This window comes from Mesorhizobium sp. M0910, from assembly GCF_040319465.1.
Taxonomy (GTDB): domain Bacteria; phylum Pseudomonadota; class Alphaproteobacteria; order Rhizobiales; family Rhizobiaceae; genus Mesorhizobium.
Genome location: NZ_JAMYNZ010000001.1, coordinates 626,105 through 644,860, shown reverse-complemented (window position 1 = coordinate 644,860; position 18,756 = coordinate 626,105). Strand labels below are relative to the sequence as shown.

Annotated in this window: 18 protein-coding genes and 1 pseudogene; 6 read left to right on the top strand and 13 right to left on the bottom strand. The window is 62.0% G+C overall.

All coding sequences use genetic code 11. The features are described 5' to 3' along the window. Nucleotides 1-3: 3 nt before the first annotated feature. From NKH78_RS03160 to NKH78_RS03150, 3 genes are read left to right on the top strand one after another with little or no spacing between them, the layout of a single operon-like run. Nucleotides 4-1,527 (top strand): tripartite tricarboxylate transporter permease, encoded by a 1,524-nt coding sequence (locus tag NKH78_RS03160; protein WP_254816834.1) that lies wholly within the window; start codon nt 4-6, stop codon nt 1,525-1,527. Nucleotides 1,528-1,542: 15 nt separating this feature from the next. After that, the gene (locus tag NKH78_RS03155) at nt 1,543-2,727 is read left to right on the top strand and encodes a CaiB/BaiF CoA transferase family protein (protein WP_352702683.1); all 1,185 of its coding nucleotides are present in this window, start codon (nt 1,543-1,545) and stop codon (nt 2,725-2,727) included. Then, nucleotides 2,724-3,572, top strand: coding sequence for a citryl-CoA lyase (locus NKH78_RS03150; RefSeq protein ID WP_352702685.1), 849 nt, complete (start codon nt 2,724-2,726; stop codon nt 3,570-3,572). The genes NKH78_RS03155 and NKH78_RS03150 overlap by 4 nt, the downstream gene beginning before the upstream one ends. A 76-nt stretch (nt 3,573-3,648) precedes the next feature. On the opposite strand, the gene NKH78_RS03145 is transcribed toward NKH78_RS03150, so the two are convergent. The 13 genes and pseudogenes from NKH78_RS03145 to NKH78_RS03085 all read right to left on the bottom strand — a co-directional run. Next, nucleotides 3,649-4,158 (bottom strand): NUDIX hydrolase, encoded by a 510-nt coding sequence (locus tag NKH78_RS03145; RefSeq protein WP_352737500.1) that lies wholly within the window; start codon nt 4,156-4,158, stop codon nt 3,649-3,651. A gap of 128 nt (nt 4,159-4,286) precedes the next feature. After that, a complete protein-coding gene (locus NKH78_RS03140) occupies nt 4,287-4,553 on the bottom strand; it encodes a hypothetical protein (RefSeq protein ID WP_352702688.1) in 267 nt (88 codons plus the stop codon). A 159-nt stretch (nt 4,554-4,712) separates the two neighbouring features. Beyond that, a complete protein-coding gene (locus NKH78_RS03135; RefSeq protein WP_254816839.1) occupies nt 4,713-5,405 on the bottom strand; it encodes a response regulator transcription factor in 693 nt (230 codons plus the stop codon). Beyond that, nucleotides 5,402-8,143, bottom strand: coding sequence for a DUF4118 domain-containing protein (locus NKH78_RS03130; RefSeq protein ID WP_352702690.1), 2,742 nt, complete (start codon nt 8,141-8,143; stop codon nt 5,402-5,404). Before NKH78_RS03130 ends, NKH78_RS03135 begins: the two co-directional genes overlap by 4 nt. 54 nt (nt 8,144-8,197) lie before the next feature. Further along, on the bottom strand, nt 8,198-8,767 hold the full coding sequence (gene kdpC, locus NKH78_RS03125) for a potassium-transporting ATPase subunit KdpC (protein WP_352506581.1): 570 nt from the start codon (nt 8,765-8,767) through the stop codon (nt 8,198-8,200). Nucleotides 8,768-8,779: 12 nt separating this feature from the next. Next, the gene (gene kdpB / locus NKH78_RS03120) at nt 8,780-10,867 is read right to left on the bottom strand and encodes a potassium-transporting ATPase subunit KdpB (RefSeq protein WP_352737498.1); all 2,088 of its coding nucleotides are present in this window, start codon (nt 10,865-10,867) and stop codon (nt 8,780-8,782) included. Between the two features lie 213 nt (nt 10,868-11,080). Next, nucleotides 11,081-12,784: a potassium-transporting ATPase subunit KdpA gene (gene kdpA, locus NKH78_RS03115; RefSeq protein WP_352506579.1), complete on the bottom strand. Its 1,704-nt coding sequence runs from the start codon at nt 12,782-12,784 to the stop codon at nt 11,081-11,083. Nucleotides 12,785-12,808: 24 nt separating this feature from the next. Continuing rightward, nucleotides 12,809-12,898 (bottom strand): K(+)-transporting ATPase subunit F, encoded by a 90-nt coding sequence (locus tag NKH78_RS03110; protein WP_023675300.1) that lies wholly within the window; start codon nt 12,896-12,898, stop codon nt 12,809-12,811. A gap of 331 nt (nt 12,899-13,229) precedes the next feature. Further along, complete coding sequence (locus NKH78_RS03105) at nt 13,230-14,711, bottom strand: hypothetical protein (RefSeq protein WP_352506578.1); 1,482 nt, start codon at nt 14,709-14,711, stop codon at nt 13,230-13,232. Nucleotides 14,712-14,824: 113 nt separating this feature from the next. Next, the gene (locus NKH78_RS03100; RefSeq protein WP_352506577.1) at nt 14,825-15,007 is read right to left on the bottom strand and encodes a hypothetical protein; all 183 of its coding nucleotides are present in this window, start codon (nt 15,005-15,007) and stop codon (nt 14,825-14,827) included. Next, on the bottom strand, nt 15,007-15,195 hold the full coding sequence (locus NKH78_RS03095; RefSeq protein WP_292657372.1) for a DUF3606 domain-containing protein: 189 nt from the start codon (nt 15,193-15,195) through the stop codon (nt 15,007-15,009). Before NKH78_RS03095 ends, NKH78_RS03100 begins: the two co-directional genes overlap by 1 nt. 230 nt (nt 15,196-15,425) lie before the next feature. Then, nucleotides 15,426-15,656, bottom strand: a complete 231-nt coding sequence (locus tag NKH78_RS03090; RefSeq protein ID WP_254816847.1) for a hypothetical protein — start codon at nt 15,654-15,656, stop codon at nt 15,426-15,428. A gap of 410 nt (nt 15,657-16,066) precedes the next feature. After that, a pseudogene (locus NKH78_RS03085) lies at nt 16,067-16,213 on the bottom strand (DUF3597 family protein); the annotation flags it as partial. A gap of 495 nt (nt 16,214-16,708) precedes the next feature. Here NKH78_RS03085 and NKH78_RS03080 point away from each other — a divergent pair. The 3 genes from NKH78_RS03080 (at nt 16,709) to NKH78_RS03070 (ending at nt 18,719) form a co-directional block, all read left to right on the top strand. Beyond that, nucleotides 16,709-17,317 carry a YdeI/OmpD-associated family protein gene (locus tag NKH78_RS03080; protein ID WP_352506575.1) on the top strand — a complete coding sequence of 203 codons (609 nt, stop codon included), beginning with the start codon at nt 16,709-16,711 and terminating at the stop codon, nt 17,315-17,317. A 453-nt stretch (nt 17,318-17,770) separates the two neighbouring features. Continuing rightward, complete coding sequence (locus NKH78_RS03075; RefSeq protein ID WP_352687981.1) at nt 17,771-18,043, top strand: hypothetical protein; 273 nt, start codon at nt 17,771-17,773, stop codon at nt 18,041-18,043. Between the two features lie 268 nt (nt 18,044-18,311). After that, nucleotides 18,312-18,719, top strand: coding sequence for a hypothetical protein (locus tag NKH78_RS03070; protein ID WP_352506573.1), 408 nt, complete (start codon nt 18,312-18,314; stop codon nt 18,717-18,719). The last annotated feature ends 37 nt before the right edge of the window (nt 18,720-18,756 follow it).

Here is an 18,756-nt window from a genome sequence, read left to right as displayed (position 1 = left end):
GCCATGGAAACGCTCGGCCATCTCGCGCACGGATTTTCGGTCGCCTTCTCGCCGATCAATCTCATATGGTGCCTGGTCGGCACCACGCTTGGGACTGCGATCGGCGTGCTGCCCGGCCTCGGACCGGCACTGACCATAGCGCTGCTGTTGCCGATCACCTATCAAGTGGCGCCGGAGGCGTCCTTCATCCTGTTTGCCGGTATCTATTACGGCGCCATGTATGGCGGCTCGACGACATCGATCCTGCTCAACACGCCTGGCGAAAGCGCCACCATCGTCACCGCGCTCGAGGGCAACAGGATGGCCCGCTCCGGCCGTGGCGGTGCGGCCCTGGCGACCTCGGCGATCGGTTCCTTCGTCGCCGGCACGCTGGGCACGATCGGCGTTGCCTTTCTGGCGCCGATCGTCGTCAAATTTGCGCTGGCCTTCGGCCCGGCCGAATATTTCTCGCTGATGGTGCTGGCCTTCATCACGGTTTCGGCGGTGCTCGGCTCGTCGTCGGTACGCGGCCTGACCAGCCTGTTCGCCGGCTTCGTCGTCGGCATGATAGGCGTCGACCTGCAGACGGGGCAGCCGCGCTTCACCTTCGGCATGAGCGAATTGCTGGATGGCGTCGACGTCATCGTCGTCGCCGTTGGCCTGTTCGCCGTTGGCGAGACGCTTTACATGGCCTCGCGCCGCTATGCCGGCAAGGACGACATCGTGCCGTTGAAAGGGTCGCTCTACATGACCGCGGCCGAATGGTCGCGCTCGTGGAGGCCATGGCTGCGCGGCTCCCTGATCGGCTTCCCGATCGGCGCCATGCCGGCCGGCGGTGCCGAAATCCCGACCTTCCTCTCCTATGCCATCGAGAAGAAACTCTCCAGACACAAGGACGAGTTCGGCACCGTCGGTGCCATCGAGGGCGTTGCCGGACCGGAAGCAGCCAACAATGCATCCGCGGCCGGCGTGCTGGTGCCGATGCTGACGCTCGGCCTGCCGACCTCGGCGACGGCCGCAATCATGCTGTCGGCATTCCAGAGCTACGGTATCAATCCGGGGCCGCTGCTGCTGACGACGCAGGCCGACCTAGTGTGGGGGCTGATCGCCAGCCTGTTCATCGCCAACGTCATCCTCGTCGTCCTTAACCTGCCGCTAATCGGGCTTTGGGTGCGATTGCTGAAGATCCCGGCGCCGCAGCTGTATGCCGGCATCCTGGTGTTCGCAACAGTCGGCACCTACGGCATCTCGCAATCGCCGATCGACCTCGTCATCCTCTATCTGCTCGGTGCCGCCGGTTTCCTGATGCGGCGTTTCGATTTTCCGACCGCGCCGGTTATCATCGGCATGATTCTCGGGCCGCTTGCCGAAACGCAGTTCCGCCGCGCGATGACCATCTCGAACGGCGATTGGACGGTGTTCTACAAGCATCCGCTGTCGCTGACGTTGCTGACGCTGGCCTTCATCGGGCTGGTTGGACCGCATATCTGGGCCTACATCGAGCACAGACGCATGCGGGGACCGGAGCACGTGCCGGGCGATGCCTGAGCTGTTCGTGACGTCATGACAGACCTGCTTTCCGGCATCCGCATCCTTGACCTGACCAATGTGTTGGCCGGCCCCTATTGCGCCTACCAGCTGGCATTGCTCGGGGCCGACGTCATCAAGGTTGAGACGCCGCAAGGCGGCGATCTGGCGCGCCAGCTCGGCGCCTCTCCGGAGCTCAACCGGGCGGGCATGGGCGCTTCGTTCCTGGCGCAGAATGCCGGCAAACGCTCGGTGGCGCTCGATCTCAAGCAGCACGCCGACCGCGAACGCTTCCTCGATCTGGTCGCTTCGGCCGACGCGCTGGTCGAGAATTTCCGTCCCGGCGTAATGGGCCGGCTGGGGCTTGGCCATGCCAGGCTGAAAGAAGTCCGGCCAAGCCTTGTCTATTGTGCGATATCGGGCTTCGGCCAGACCGGGCCGATGCGCGACAATCCAGCCTACGACCAGATCATCCAGGGTCTTTCCGGGATTATGAGCATCACCGGTACACCGGAAACCGCGCCGCTGCGTGTTGGCTATCCGGTCGCCGATACGCTTGGCGGGCTGGTCGGGGCGTTCGCCATTACCGCCGCGCTGGTCAAGCAGAAGACGACAGGCGAGGGCGCGTTCCTCGACGTCTCGATGCTCGAATGCACGCTTTCTGCGCTCGGCTGGCCGGTGTCGAACTATCTGACGGCGGACGTCGAGCCGCAGCCGATGGGCAATGAAAATATGACGGCCGCACCGTCTGGCGCGTTTCGCACCGGCGACGGCTTGCTCAACATCGCAGCCAACAAGCAGGAGCAGTTCGTCACACTGTGCCGGTTGATCGGTCGGCCGGAGTTGGCGTCGGATGTCCGCTTTGCCGAGCGAGAAACGCGCAAGCAGAACCGCATTGCATTGAAAGCGCTGATCGAGGATGCCTTGACGAGCGGCTCGGCCGCCGCCTGGGAGGAGACGTTCAATCGCGCCGGCGTGCCGGCAGGCCGGGTGCTGACAATCCCGCAGATACTGCAGGAGCGACAGGTGATCGAGCGCGGCATGACGGCGCGGTTCCCGGCTGTGTCCGGGATGGACCAGCCGCTGACCGTGGTGCGCTGCGGCTTCATGGTCGATGGCGAGGCACCTTTGCCGAGCAGGCCGCCGCCGGCGCTCGGCGAGCATATGGGCGAGGTTTTTGCCGGCCTGCCGCCGCGTGCCAGGAAAAGAGCGAAGGCATGAGCGGAACGCAAAACAAGACTGGTCGCGCACGCGGCGAGGAATGGTGGCAGACCGGCATCATCGAGATGCGCCCCGGCGTCATCCGGCTGCGCGGCTATGAAATCCAGGATCTGATCGGCCGCGTCAGCTTTCCGGCAATGATCTGGCTGATGCTGCGCGGCGAACTGCCAGGCGAGGAGCAGGCGGCGCTGCTTGGCATCGCGCTGGGTGCTGCCGTCGACCATGGGCCGCAGGCGCCGTCGATCGCCATCGCCCGTATGGCGATCACCTGCGGCGTCGGCATCAACAGCGCCATGGCATCAGCCGTCAACGTGCTTGGCGATGTGCATGGCGGCGCCGGCGAACAGGCGCTTTCCTTCTACGGAGACATCGCTGCCGAACTGGACGCCGGCATGCCGCTTGCGGACGCCGTGTCGGCGCGGCTCGATCGTTTCCTTGCCGGGGAAAACGGCTATGTGCCCGGGCTCGGCCATCGTTTCCATCCGGTCGACCCGCGGGCGCCCCGCCTCATCGAGTTAACCCGCGACTTTGCCGCGCGCGGCATCGTCAGCGGGCGCTTCGCCGACATTGCCGAGGCGATCGAGGCCGAGGTGGCGCGGCGCAAGGGCAAAAAAATCCCGCTCAACATCGACGGCGCCACGGCCGTCATCTACGGCGAGCTCGGCTTCCCGCCGCCGCTGACGCGCGGCCTTTTCGTGCTGTCGCGCTCGGTCGGCATCCTCGCCCATGCATGGGAACAGTCGCAGGAAAGCGACCGCAACAAGGGGCCGCTGCCGCGCGAATGGCTGTGGGCCTATTCCGGCACGCCGGTGCGGTCTTTGCCCGAGGGCGACGGCGGCAAGTGAGATTTCGGTTCAAGTGTGACGGCGGCAGGCGCTGGGGCCAATTCCATCCCGATCCAGTCGGGCTAGCCTCGATCTTTTATTGAGCGTGATCTTTTCCGAAAGCCGGATTCTGTTTTTTGGAATTATACTCCAGCTCGGGAATCCTGATGTTCCTCACCAGCGTCGAGAGATCCGGCTCGTCGATGAGCACCGCCGCGTCGGCCGGCGCCAGCCACGCGCGCTGACGCCTCTTGGATTCTTCCCAGTCGGCAAGTTCCTCGGTTACCTCCAGCAAATAGACGACGACGTCGACACGGACGAAGCGGTTCGCCAGCCGCTTCCAGTAGCAATAGGTGCCGGCCGGCTGTTTCAGTGTCTTGCCGAGAACGCCGGCTTCTTCCTGTGCTTCGATGGTGGCCGCCTTGCGGCTGCTCTTGCCCTTCATCGGCCAGCCCTTCGGTACGATGAAGCGCTTCGTCGTTCGCGATGTGACCAGCATCACCTCGACGTCGCCATGCTCGTTCAGCCGAAACGGAATCGCCGCGACCTGGCGAATCCGGTCGCCCTTCCTTGCCTTGCGTACGACCTTCTTCTTGCTGGCTGCCATTCGATAATCCAGTCGAGGCGGTGCCCAAACGGCAAGGGCAGCGTTGCAAAGTCGGCCGCGTTCAATGGGGCGCAAGCGGAGCGGTTTCCACAATATATAAGTCGGCTAAATAAATGAAAGGGCCGTCGTTAGCGGCAGGTGCTGACAAAGCCGCTCCCCGACGGCAGCAACTGGCAAGTTGGTCTCATCTGCGGCACCTCCTGCCGTTGCGGGGTTGGGATTTGGCGATCCTGGGCACGGTACTGCTGTTGCTGCTGCTGGTATTGCTGGCGCCGCAGCCTGTTCTCCAACATCTGCAACTGGTCCTGCTGGATCAACACGTTGCGGTCGGCGGGACTGACGACCTGTGCCGATGCAGCAGGATTTACGCCCGGCAGCATCGCCGCAGTCAGCATTGCCGACCCTAAAAACGTCAATAGACGAAGCCGTGGCATTCGTTCATTCCCGCACAAAACCGATCTTTCCGTAATATAGGGCTTTTGTCCGGCGACACCATGGCCGCCGCTGGTTTGAAGCGGATTGGAAGAGGCATTCGGCTTCGGATGCTCGTCGCGTCAATCGACTTCGCGCAGCCGGTATCCAACGCCGGTCTCGGTGGTGATATAGCGGGGCTGGTCGGGCGTTTTTTCGATCTTTTGCCTGATCTGCCGGACGTAGACTCTGAGATATTGAACGTCGGTGGAATCGCCCCAGACCTGCTTCAGCAGGAATTGGTGGGTGAGAACCTTACCGGCATGCTGTACGAGGATGCGGAGGATGTCGTATTCCTTCGGCGAGAGCTTTATCTCCTTGTCCTCGACCTTGACGATGCGCTTCACCAGATCGACGGAGAGGTCGCCGGTCTGGAACACCGGTCTCTCACCCTGCTGCTGGAACTTGTGGCGAAGCGCGACGCGGATGCGTGCGACAAGCTCGTTCATACCGAATGGCTTGGTTACATAATCGTCGGCGCCGAGTTCGAGGGCCGAGACGATGCCGGCCTCATCAGTGCGGCTGGAAAGAATAACCACGGGAATGTCCAGGCCATCATCCCGCCATTTGCGGAGCAGCTCATGCCCGCTCATGCCGGGCAGACCGAGATCGAGCAGCACAAGGTCTGGCTTTTCCGTCTCGATGAGTTCAATCGCCGCCCTGGCGTTCGGCGCCTCGCTGATCGCATAGCCTTGGCTGCCAAGCCCGACGCGAAGCAGTTTCCGGATCGGCGGTTCGTCGTCGACCACCAATATCCTGACGTCCAGGCTCGTCATGGCAGATCGTCCATATTTTGATGGCCCGCCTCGGGTTCGCCGAGATTGGGCAGTTCCGCCGGCACCAGCTGCATCTTGATCGTGAAAACCGCCCCCGAGCGGTCGGACCTGTTTGCCGCCGAGAGCGTCCCGCCCATCGCTTCGATGAAGCCGCGGCAAATCGACAGGCCGAGCCCGGTGCCGGCACGCACCTGGTCACCCTTGCGCACACGGTAGAAAGTGTCGAAAACGCGCTCCAGGTCCGCTGGCGGAATGCCTGGTCCCTCGTCCATGATCTGCAGGATGATGAAGCCGTTATCGGCCCAGGCCTGCAGGCGGATCGTCGAACCTGGCGGCGCGTATTTTGCAGCATTATCAAGGAGGTTGAACAGCACCTGTTCGAACAGAACGGGGTCGACCCGCAACATCGGCAGATCCGATGGGATGTCGATCTCGGTCTTATGCTGGCGGACGATTTTGCGGGCCCGATGCAGAGCTGAGCCGACAATGTCGCCGAGATAGTGAAAGGCGTAGTTCGGCTCCATCGTGCCGGATTCGATCTTGGTCATATCGAGCAGATTGGCAATAAAGCGGTTAAGCCTCTCCGCCTCATCGAGCACGGTCGACAGCAGTTCCGTCCGGTCCTGCTCGGGAAGCGCGGCCTCGAAGTCCCTGAGTGTTCCGGCCGCGCCCATGATGGCGGCAAGCGGCGTTTTCAAATCGTGGGAAATGGAGGTGAGCAAGGCCGAGCGCAGACGGTCTGCCTCGGCCGCAAGCTTGGCCCGGTCAACGTCGGCGACGAGCTGGATGCGCTCGATGGCGACCGCCGCCTGGTCGGCGAGCGCATCGAGCAGACGCTGCTGCTCGGGTGTCAGCAGCGGACCTTGCTTATCGTTGTCGAGGCCGACGACGCCCACCGCCGTGCGTCCGGTTCGCAAGGGCAGATAGAGGCGTTTTGCTCCGGGCAGCGTGTCGGCGCCGCGCCCCGCGGCGCGGTTATGCTCCCAGGCCCAGCGGGCTGCTGCAATGTCGGCCTCGGCCAGCGTGTCGTCGGGTGGGTAGCCGGCTTTGACCGCAATTGTACCGTCCTCCGGCAGAAGCAGCACCACGCGCAGCTTCAGCATCGAGGCGATCTGGAAGGCAGTCGCCCAGAGAACGTCGTCGAGCGTGCCAGCACCGGCGAGCTTCTTTGAGAAGAGATAAATATCTTCAGTGGCGCGTGCCCGCGAGCGCGCAGCGACCGCCTGACGCTGCACGCGCGCTGTTAGATTGCTGGCAATGACCGCAACAACTAGGAAGACAGCCAGCGCAACGATGCTCTCCGGATCCTCGATCGTCAGCGTGTAGCGTGGTTCCAGGAAGAAATAGTTGAAGGCAATGGCGCTGATGAGGCAGGCATACAAAGCCGGCCAGAGACCGCCGGTCACAGCCGACGTCAGGACCCCAATGAGAAAGATGACCGCCAGGTTGCGGACGTCGAGAAACTGGTCGAGAAGGACGGCGAAGGCGAGCGAGCCAACAACATAGGCCGTGGCCCTGAGATAGGGCCAGATCTCGAACTGCCACTGCTCGTCCGCCGCCTTGACGGTCCTCGACGTCGCCTCGGCGTTGCGTTCGTTTCCCGAAATGACATGGACGCTGATGTCGCCGGCATTGCGGATGAGATCGTAAGTGAGCGAGCCTTCGATCAATTCCCGCCAGCGCGATCGGGTCGGCCTGCCGATCACGATATGCGTGAAGTTGTTCGCCGTCGCATGCCGAACGATGTCTTGCGCGACGTTCTGACCCGGAATGGTCGTCACCTCGGCACCGAGCTGCTCGGCAAGGCGCAGCTGCGTCGCCAGCCGATCCTTGTCCTCCTCGGGCATGGCAGCTGAACGAGGGGTATCGACATGAAGCGCCGTCCAAGGGGCGCGGAGCCGGTCGGCCAACCTCCGCGCATAACGTACACGGGCCGCCCCGCCCGGACGCGCATCGACGCAGACGAGAACCCTTTCCCCCGCCGCCCAGGGCCCGGGTATCGCGTGGGCCTGCATATGGGTCAGCAACTGCTCGTCGACCCGCTGGGCAGTGCGGCGGAGCGCCAATTCCCGGAGCGCCGTCAGATTGCCCGGCGAGAAATAGTTCTCGATGGCGCGCTGGGCGGTGCTGGGGATGTAGACCTTGCCTTCCTCAAGCCGCTTGATCAGATCGTCGGGGGTGAGGTCGATGATCTCGATGTCGTCGGCCTGGTCGATTATGGAGTCGGGGACAGTTTCCCGCACCCTGACGCGGGTGATCTGCGCCACGACATCGTTCAGGCTCTCGACGTGCTGGATATTCAGGGTCGTATAGACATCGATGCCGTGCGTCAGGATTTCCTGGACGTCGAGGTAGCGCTTGGGGTGACGGCTGCCGGCGACGTTGGTGTGGGCGAGTTCGTCGACCAGAACCAGCGCCGGGTGCCGGGCGAGGATGGCGTCGAGATCCATCTCCTCAAGGATCCGCCCCTTGTAATCGATCTCAAGGCGAGGAATGACCTCGTAGCCTTCGACCAGCGTCTGGGTTTCTTTGCGGCCGTGCGTCTCGACGATGCCGATTACTACGTCGACCCCGTCGGCCAGCCTGGCGCGGCCCGACATCAGCATCTCGTAGGTCTTGCCGACACCGGGGGCGGCGCCGAGAAATATCCTCAGGCGACCGCGCTCCTCTCGCTCGGCATGCTCGAGCAGCGCGTCGGGAGAGGGCCTGGTTTCGGCGGTGCGGCTGTCGTCTGGCATAAGGGTCAATCATGAACGGCGCCGGCTTCGGTGTCGATCCCGGCGCCGGTTCCTTTACCGTTTCATCGCATCGTCCAGCGCAAGGTTGAGGGCCAGCACATTGACTACCGGCTCGCCGATGAATCCCAATTCGCGATCCTCGACATGGCTGTCGACAAGCGATTTGATCCTGGATTCATCGACGCCCCTGGCCTTGGCCACCCTGGCGACCTGAAAATAGGCCGCGTCGGGGCTGATATGCGGATCGAGGCCGCTGCCGGACGTGGTGACCAGATCTATCGGTACCGGCTGGTTCGGGTTTTCCGTCCTCAGCCTTTCGGCGTCAACCTTGATGCGGTCGATCAGCTTGGGATTGGTCGGGCCGAGATTCGAGCCGCCCGAGGCGGCGGCATTGTAGCCGTCGCCGGCAGCCGAGAGACGGCCATGGAAGTAGCGGTCGCTTTCGAAAGCCTGGCCGATCAGCTCGGAACCGACGAGCTTGCCGTCCTTCTCGATCAGGCTGCCATTGGCCTGGCGCGAAAACAGCGCCTGGGCAATGCCGGTCATGCCGATCGGATAGACCAAACCCGTCAGAATGGTGAAGAAGACGATCATGACGATTGCGGGCCTGATTTGATTGAGCATCGACGTGGTTCCTTAGGCGAGACCGAGAGCGGTGATGGCCATGTCGATCACCTTGATGCCGACGAAGGGGACGACGACGCCGCCGAGGCCATAGACAATGAGATTGCGGCTGAGCAGCGCACTGGCGCCGACCGCGCGGTATTTGACACCCCTCAGCGACAGCGGGATCAGCGCGATGATGATCAGCGCGTTGAAGATGATGGCCGAGAGGATAGCGCTCTGCGGCGTCGCCAGATGCATGACGTTGAGCGCTTGCAGCGGCCCGGTAGTTTGGCCCGGGGCGATGTAGAAGACGGCGAATATTGCCGGGATGATGGCAAAATACTTGGCTACGTCGTTGGCGATGGAGAAGGTGGTCAGCGAGCCACGCGTCATCAGCAGCGCCTTGCCGATTTCGACGATCTCGATCAGCTTGGTCGGATCGCTGTCGAGATCGACCATGTTGCCGGCCTCGCGCGCCGCGACCGTGCCGGTGTTCATGGCAACGCCGACATCGGCCTGCGCGAGGGCCGGCGCATCGTTAGTGCCATCGCCGCACATCGCGACAAGTTTGCCTTTGGCCTGCTCGTCGCGGATCAGCTTCAACTTGTCCTCGGGCGTCGCTTGGGCAAGGAAGTCGTCGACGCCGGCTTCCGCCGCGATCGCCGCCGCGGTCATCGGATTATCGCCGGTGATCATCACCGTGCGGATGCCCATGCGGCGCAATTCGGCAAAGCGTTCTGCGATGCCGCCCTTGACGACGTCCTTCAGATGGACGACGCCGAGGAGGCGCCCGTCGCGCTCGACCGCGAGTGGAGTGCCACCCGATTTGGCAATCTCGTCGGCGATCGCCTGAAGGTCGCGGACGGTGTCGTTGCGCGTACGGCCTGTGGCAACCGTCGAGAGGTTGACGTGGGCAAGTACCGCATCGACTGCGCCCTTGCGGACCGAGGAGCCTTCCAGATCGACGCCGCTCATGCGGGTTTGCGCGGTGAAGGGCACGAAAGTCGCGTGCAGGCTTGCCATGTCGCGGGCGCGGATGGCGTATTTTTCCTTCGCCAGGACGACGATCGAGCGGCCTTCCGGCGTTTCGTCGGCAAGCGAGGCAAGCTGGGCCGCGTCGGCCAGTTCCTGTTCGGTGACGCCCTTGACCGGACGGAATGCCGTCGCCTGGCGGTTGCCCAGCGTGATGGTTCCGGTCTTGTCGAGCAGCAGCGTGTCGACATCGCCGGCCGCCTCGACGGCGCGGCCCGACATGGCCAGCACGTTGAAGCGCACCAGGCGGTCCATGCCGGCAATGCCGATCGCCGACAGCAGGGCGCCAATTGTGGTCGGGATCAGGGTAACGAACAGGGCGACCAGCACCGTCACCGAGATATAACCGCCCGAATACGAGGCGAAGCTCGGGATCGTCGCCGTGGCCAGCACGAAGATCAGCGTCATGCCGACGAGCAGGATATTGAGCGCGATCTCGTTGGGTGTCTTCTGGCGCTCGGCGCCCTCGACCAACGAGATCATGCGGTCGAGGAACGTATGGCCGGCAGCCGCGGTGATGCGCACGCGGATCCAGTCGGACAAGACCTGGGTGCCGCCGGTCACCGCCGAACGGTCGCCGCCGGATTCGCGGATGACCGGTGCGGATTCGCCGGTGATGGCCGCCTCGTTGACCGACGCCACGCCTTCGACCACCTCGCCGTCCGAGGGGATGATGTCGCCGGCTTCGACAAGCACGATGTCGCCGACCTTCAGGCTGGTGCCGGGCACCAGTTTGAACTTGCTGCGGTCGCCATCGTTCAACAGCTTGGCCTGCGTCTCGGTTCGCGCCCGGCGCAGCGAGTCTGCCTGCGCCTTGCCGCGACCTTCGGCCACCGCTTCGGCGAAATTGGCGAAGAGCACGGTGAACCACAGCCAAATGATGATCTGCAGCGTGAAGCCAAGATCGCCGCCGCTGGTAGCGAGATCCTTGACGAACAGCACGGTGGTGAGCGCCGAGACGACGGCGACGACAAACATCACCGGGTTTCGCATCAAGGTGCGCGGGTTCAGTTTTCTGAAGGAACCGCCGATAGCGGGCCACAGAATGCGGGTATCCATGATGCTCACGGATTTCGACGGGCTCATTTGGTAGCTCCAGTGTCGATTTTGTTGACCGGTCGATCGTGTGCCGAACGAAGGTGCGGCGGCCCGTAAGCCAGCAGCCAGATCATGATCAAGGCTGCCGCAATAGCGAGGAATGTGGACAGCGTCGGGAAAGGAGGGGGCGTTTTCTCCCCCTCCGGCTCGGGGCGATGCCGGACCTTCCGAGGTATGATCTTGAACCAGGGCATGGCCGTTTCAGAATGTCTGACCGTGAATCATCGCCAGGTGCTCGACGATCGGTCCGACCGCCAGGGCCGGGAAGAAGGTCAGGCCGCCGACGATCAGGATGACACCGGCCAGCAGGCCGACGAACAGCGGACCGTCCGTCGGGAAGGTGCCGGCGGAGGCAGGGACGGTCTTCTTCGCAACTAGCGAGCCAGCAATCGCCAACGCCGGAATAATGACCAGGAACCGGCCCATCAGCATGCCGATGCCGAGCGTTACGTTGTACCAGGGCGTGTTGCCGCTGAGGCCGCCAAAGGCGGAGCCATTGTTCGCCGCGGCCGAGGTGTAGGCATAGAGAACCTCGGAGAAGCCGTGCGGGCCGGCATTGGCGATGGAAGCAACGCCGGTCGGCAGCACCACCGCGATAGCGGTGAAGATCAGCATTGCAAGCGGCAGGCAGAGCACGGCCAGCATAGCCATCTTGACCTCCTTGGCCTCGATCTTCTTGCCGAGATATTCGGGCGTGCGTCCGACCATCAGCCCGGCGACGAAAACGGCAATGACGATGAACATCAGGATACCGTAGAAGCCCGCGCCGACGCCGCCGACAATGACCTCGCCGAGCTGCATATTGATGATGGGGATCATGCCGCCGAGTGCGGTGAAGCTGTCATGCATGGCGTTGACCGCGCCGCAGGACGCGGCGGTGGTGATGACGGCAAACAGCGCCGACAGAGCGATGCCGAAACGGCTCTCCTTGCCCTCCATGTTGCCGCCGTCGACGCCCAGCGCATGGACCAGCGGATTGCCTGCGGCTTCCGCCCAGTAGCAGACGGCAACGCCGGCGATGAACAGCACGCCCATAGCCGACAGAATTGCCCAGCCCTGGCGCTGGTTGCCTACCATGCGGCCGAAGACATTGGTCAACGCCGCGCCGAGGGCGAAGATCGTCACCATCTGGATCAGGTTGGAAATTGCATCGGGATTTTCGAAGGGATGCGCTGCATTGGCGTTGAAGAAGCCGCCGCCATTGGTGCCAAGCATTTTGATAGCGATCTGCGAAGCGACAGGCCCGACTGCGATGGTCTGCTGCGCACCTTCGAGCGTCGTCGCGTTGACGTAGGCAGCGAGCGTCTGCGGCATGCCGAGATAGACATAGACCAGAGTCAGGACGATGCAGAACGGCAAAAGCAGATAGAGCGTGCAGCGGGTCATATCGACCCAGAAATTGCCGATCGATTTGCCTGAGGCCCTGGCAAAGCCGCGGATCAATGCGACCGCAATGGCGATGCCGGTCGCCGCCGACAGAAAATTCTGCACGGTCAAGCCGGCCATCTGCACGAGATAGGACATCGTGCTTTCGCCGCCGTAGTTCTGCCAGTTGGTGTTGGTCATGAAGCTGGCGGCGGTGTTGAAGGCCAGCCCAGGTTCGACGGCGGTCATGCCGGCCGGATTGTAGGGCAGGCCGCCTTGCAGCCGTTGCAGCACATAGAGCACCAGGAAGCCGGCCAGGTTAAAGAACAGCAGGGCCGCCGCATAGGAGGTCCAGTGCTGCTCCTCGCGCTCGCTGGTCCCTGATATGCGGTAGAGTCCGCGCTCGAGCGGGGCCAGAATTGACGACAGGAATATGCGCTCGCCGCTGAAAACGCGATACATGTAGCCGCCGAGCGGCTTGGCCAGCAGAGCGACGATCCCGCAATAGACGAGGATCTGCAGCCATCCGTTGATCGTCATGGGTTGGCTCCTTGCCAGCGGAGATCAGAAGCGTTCCGGGCGAACGAGGGCGTATGTCAGGTAGGCGAGAAGAAACAAGGTCACGGCGCCGCCGAGGATATAGTCGAAAAGCATGTTGCGATCCCCTAAACTTACAGCTTGTCGCAGGCTTTGATGTAGCCAAAGCATAGAGCAAAGAACGTGATTCCAATCGCGACAACAACTATGTCCACCGCGCATTTTCCTTATGTTGTATTTATTGTTTACTTTACCAAACTACCAAAATCGGTCGCCGCATCATATCAGCGGCCGGAAACATCGCTTCGGCGAATATGGATCAAAGTGCCATAAAGGGTCGAGACGGGACGCGGAGCAAAGAAATCAAAATCCCATAAGGATTTCGCCGCCTCGGCGCTGGCCACAGCTCAGGAGGGATGTGCACACCGGCGCGCGAAGCTGCCGGGGCTCAGTCCGCGCGGGTGTAGATCACCGCGTAATCGTCCGCATAGGCCCGCTTCCAGCCCAGTTCGTCGAAGAACGGAATGCGGCTGTCGTCGGCAGTCAACAATGCCCAGCCTATCGTATATTTCTCGAGTTGGGCTTTCAGGATCGGCTTGCCCCGGCTGTGCCCAGTCTGCTCATCCGTTTCCGTAAAGCCATTCAGGAAGAGCTGATCCGCGCGGCCGTCGATAAACGTCCTGATGCCATGGAAGATCAGCGTACCGCCGAAATCGTAGGAGTTCAGCAGATTGCCCGACAGATTATGGGATTGGGCGAAGGCCAGTGCGTCCCTGGCCGAGGTCTTCTGGCTCGGCGCGACCGGATAGGTCGTGAAGGCGGCAGCCGCCAAAACCAGCAAAACGGCAAGTCCAGCGCAAATCCTGGAAAATTGCCGTGCGAAAAATTGTTCAAGTCCGTCGCGCTTTTCCGCCGCCCATTTCTCGGTTGAAAGCGCTGGATATTGTTGCGCGACCTCCACGGCAAGGACCACCGGGACAAGAAGAAAGAACAAGTACATGAACCGTATGTGGGTGAGATAGGCGTGCAGCGTGAAGACAAGGAACAGCGCCTTGGCCCAGCCAATGCGCAATCTCGACACGAGCAGCCCGAAAAACGCCACCAGCAGGGCCACCTCCTGGAGGGTGTGCCGCGAGGCGTCGAAGGGTTGCCACTCCGCAATGTAAGGCACCGCCTCATTGCCATAGGCCACCGTGAACGTGGCGAGTATGGCCTTGACGCCATAGGGATTGAACAGGCTGACCAGCGGGCAAAGCAGCCCGAAAGCGATCCACTTGGCCAGCAGCCGGGGGTTCGACAAGCGCGTGCGCATGACGAGATCGAGGCCGGCGAAGGCGGCGATGACGAAACCGAAGGTGAAGGTGGCATGGAGATTGGTCCACAGGCAAAGCAGCGTCAGCAGCCACAAAGGCGGCGCTTTCTCGTTGCGTGCGGCCTGGAAAAGACCGGCGGTCCAGATGACGATGATGGGCAAGGTAAAGATGTGCGGCCGGGCGACATAGATTGGCCCGATCAAAAGCGCGAGAACCAGCGTCAGTCCTATCGCCAGCGTCGGCTTCAACCACGCGCTGAGATACCACGACGTCAAGAAGATCGTGAGCGCGATTACTGCAGTCGCCAGCAGCACCACGCCGTTCCAGCCGCCGGCTTCAAAGGCAATTGCAAGGAGAAGCTGACTAAGCCATTCCTTAGCGATCCATGGCTGGCCGGCAAAAGTGTAGGAGTAGACGTCGACGGTGGGGAATGTGCGGCTTGCCAGCATATCCATGCCGACCTTGATGTGCCACCAGCTATCAGGATCCTGCAGGAGGGACGTGGCAAAGGCGAGGAGCGCCGCCGCTATCACGACCGCCGCCAGCAGGCAAAATACCAACCTCACATGCCGTATATCGCCTATCGACGGCTTCGCCTCACCAGATATCCCGCGCATATGGCATCCCTGAGCCGCGATAGCGGAAGGGATAGGCCGAATTTGTTAGAAAACCGATAAGCTGCAGGATTGCAGCCACACCCCTGTACCGCCCGTCCGACCGACTCGGCGGCTCAGCCCTCGGCCTTGAAGTTCTTGGCTTCCTTCTCGACCTTCTGGCTGTCCTTGCCGTGCTTGCGCATCAGATCCTTCGCCTGCTTCGGCGAAACGTCGGTGGTTTCGGCCAGGCGCAGCGCTTCCTTTTCATCCGCATCGCGCGTCTTGCGGTCGGCCATTGCGGTTTTCTTGTCAGCCATTACGACGCTCTTATGCTTTCGGCGATTTCGTTCAGCACCTTGCGGTCGGTGCCGTGGCGCTTGATCAGCGTGCGTGCCTGATCCGGGGTGATGCCCGCTTCCTCGGCGAAGTGACGTACCTCGTAGTCTTCGCCGCCCGCCACTCGTGAGCGGTCGCGACTGTCGGTCTTGGTTTTGTCGTCGGCCATGGCAGCTCTCCTCATCTCGACGAGAGCATAACGGGCAAGATTTCAGCGAGTTCCTTCGAGCGTGTCGCTCAATTACCGCCTTCGGGCATGACCCGGCATGAGCAGCGGTTTTGTTCAAAGCAAGGGCTTGGTGCCAGGACGGCCTTCATGCACAAACAGGCTGGCCTCTTTGGCGCTGCCAACCGCCCGCCACTGCTCCTGGCGCAGCCTGATGTTCGTTCCAGATTATTTTATTGGGACCGATGGTCGAACACGACGCCCATGGTCCTACCAACGGCCGTCATGACGATAAGCTCGACCAGATCGTCGTCACTGTTGCCGCAGGCCGGGGCCGTCCTGCGAACGATGTCCAGCATCGCCCTCGTCGATATGGTGTCGCCGGCACCGAACCGTGAAAGCGCAGATGAAACAAGCTCTTGGGCCGTCAAGTCGGCGACAGTCACCCTCTGCACCACGTTCATTGGCTTCCTCCCACCATGAACTCTCTCCGGGGAGAATGATACGCCGAACGTCGCGTTTCGCCAGCAAAATGGTGGTCCTACCAGCGCGTGGGCAGCGACCGAAATCGGCGCTTTGCGTGAGGCAATCCGGGTGCGAGGCGGCAAGCGCTTTTTGTGGCATGCCACCTCGCCAAACACCGATCCTGACGGTCGGGACGGGTCTCAATTTTATTTACCTGGCGGTCTGACGCTTGGCATCGTGGTCTGCTCGGTTGCGGCCGAAGTTGGCGCAGCAAGAACCACGGTGCGGGCAGGACCAGGACGGTTCGTCGTTTCACGGAAACGCCGAGCCGGTCTGTCTTTTTTTGTTTGACGCAATTCCGGACGGAAAACCGTTCACACGTTTTCCTGGAATTGCTTGTCTTGTGACTCTAGGCGGCTAGGTCGCTCGGAAGCTTGCCGCCATTCTCGGCCAGCTTTTTCATCAGTGCGTCGTGCAGCCACAGATTCATCGTTACAGTGTCGTTCATATCGCCGGTGTAGTTCAGCTCGTGGGCCAGCTCCTTGCGCTGCCGGAGCCAGGGTTGCAGCCGGCCGGATCGGGTAGGCGCCGTCGACGCGCAATGGGCGAGGGAACGGTCAGCAGCCAGTTTTGCTGACGCGGACCAGAAAAATCATCTAGATTCGTGTTCGCAATTCGCTGAGAGGAACGAAGCCATGACAGCAGTCTCGCATCCGACAGGCTCGAACGTTCGCCGGTTTGGGCAGAGGACGATCCGTCGGTCAAATGGCCGGCGCTTTCGCGGTTTGCGGCGGGCAGGGCACTACCCAGTCCTCGGTCATTGTCTACGAGATCGAGCCCGGCAAGCGGCTCGGCTGGCAACACCCACGCCACCGAAGAGACGCTTTCTTTGCGGCGGCGATGTTCACGCAGACATTCGATAACGTCATGCTGCCGCCGAAACGAGAATCACCAGGCCTGCGGATTGCGGACTCGGAGCTGAGATGAGCGCGCGCGCGGCCGGCAAGCGGTTTGGCGTCGTTACGCGCTCGCGTCATGGGCGGACCAGCTGATGGCGCCCGTGAAGGTCGACCCCGCCAATGTGCGCGAGTTCAGGGATGCCGAAAGCTTCCATGCCTGGCTTGGCGAGCATCACGACAGCGAGGACGAAGTCTGGATCAAGATCCATAAGCTCGATTCGGGGCTGCCGTCGATCACGCCGAAGCAAGCCATCGACGTGGCGTTGTGCTGGGGCTGGATCGACGCGGTGCGCAAGGCGTTCGACGGCAAAAGCTATCTGCAGCGCTACACCCCCCGCGGCAAGAAGAGCACCTGGAGCCAGATCAATGTCGACAATGTCGCCCGGCTGATCGAGGAGGGCCGGATGACCGAGCACGGGCTGAGGCAGGTCGATGCGGCCAAGGCCGACGGCCGCTGGGCGCGCGCCTACAAGAGCGGCAAGGAGATGAAGATCCCCGACGACCTCCAGGCGGCAATAGACGCCGAGCCCAGGGCGAAAGAGATGCTGGCAAAGCTCAGCGGGCAAAACCGCTTCGCGCTCGCCTTCCGCATCCACAACATGAAGACCGAAGCCGGGCGCAAGAAGAAGATCGCGGCGTTCGTGGCGATGCTGAAGCGCGGCGAGACCATCTATCCGCAACGAAATCGCGATTCTGGATAAACATTTGGCCGCGTTTGTGTGCTGCGTCTTGTGCTTGTCCCTTGCGGCGACTCCCAAAATGCGGCCGGCTCAGGCCCATCTCCGATCCTGGCGATGTCGCAGACGATTGTTTTCGACGAGCGTCGCCCGGCACTTCGACACCATCTCTCATTCGTTTAGTGGATGCAGGAAAAAGTCTCGTCCTCACAGTCGGCATAGTATATTAGCAGGCGCTGTTATGAGGTTTTTGCCCGTTCAGGAGCCGACTGGCACGTGGGCCGTGTTTGATGCGACCGTGGACGTGCCTGCGGATTTCGCTGGCAGTTGCCTTATCGGCTTGCCGCGGCAGCGGGCGGAGTGGCTCGCAGCAAGAGCCAATCGAGATGCTGCAAAAGGCACTTCGATTTGCCGGTTGCCAGTTGCCGGACCGGCACAAGCCGCGGTTCTTAGACTTAGACCGATCGGAGAGATTCGATGATGCACGAAAGGGCAATGGCGGCTGCGTTGGCAGCCAGGAACCAGGAAGCAGACATTCGTGGTGTCTTCGACATCACCAACAAAACCGATGCGCCAATGGGCTCTCGCCGATTGGGCGAGGCTATCCACTTTGTCGCCAATGCACCCATCGTTGGCTATGATGTTCACGCCGCCGTCATCAGATATGGCCCACTCGGAACCCCCGGCCTCAGAGCTACAGATTGCGCACAGCTGTGGGAGAAGTTCGGCGAGGCCTTGCTGGAACACTGACGGGCAGGCCTTTGGCGCGTATGGCACCACGATTGTGCAGGACTTCCTTAGGGAGAACGACATGGAAGCCTGGCGGGTGATATTGCAATTAAATTAGGGTGAGCGCATATTTTTTGCCGGCTGGACTCGCAACCGGCCAGGCCCGGCGGCCGGCTGCCGACGGGCCGTCAAGCCGGCGACAAATGGTGCCGCAGGCCCGACGGTCCCCTTGGCAAGATCGCCGGAACCAGGGCATGATGCGGCGGCAAAACGGGTTTGGGGGAATGATATGCCTAAGGTTTCGGAGCTTTTTTTCAAGACAGCCATCGTCTTTCTTATTCTGGGAATTGCAGCTGGCCTGCAGATGGCAATTTCAGGCGATCACGGCGCGTTTCCGGCTCACGCGCACATCAACCTGCTGGGATGGGTCACCAGTGCAATATTCGGCGGCTATTATGCGCTGAACCCGGCGAAGGCTGCCCGCAGGACGGCGATGATCCACTACGGCGTGTACAATCTCGGCCTGGTCGTGATGCTGCCGGCGCTTTACCTGATGCTGCAGGGAAATCCGGCGCTCGAGCCGATCGTCGCCACCGGCTCAATGATTGTCGCTGCCGCCGTGCTGATCTTTGCCTTCGTGGTTTTCTCCGGCGAAACAGAGCGCTCAGTCTCGGGAATACCAGCGGTCCCGCGGTAGACGGGGCGGCGATAGTGCCGAGCCTATCAATGCCCGT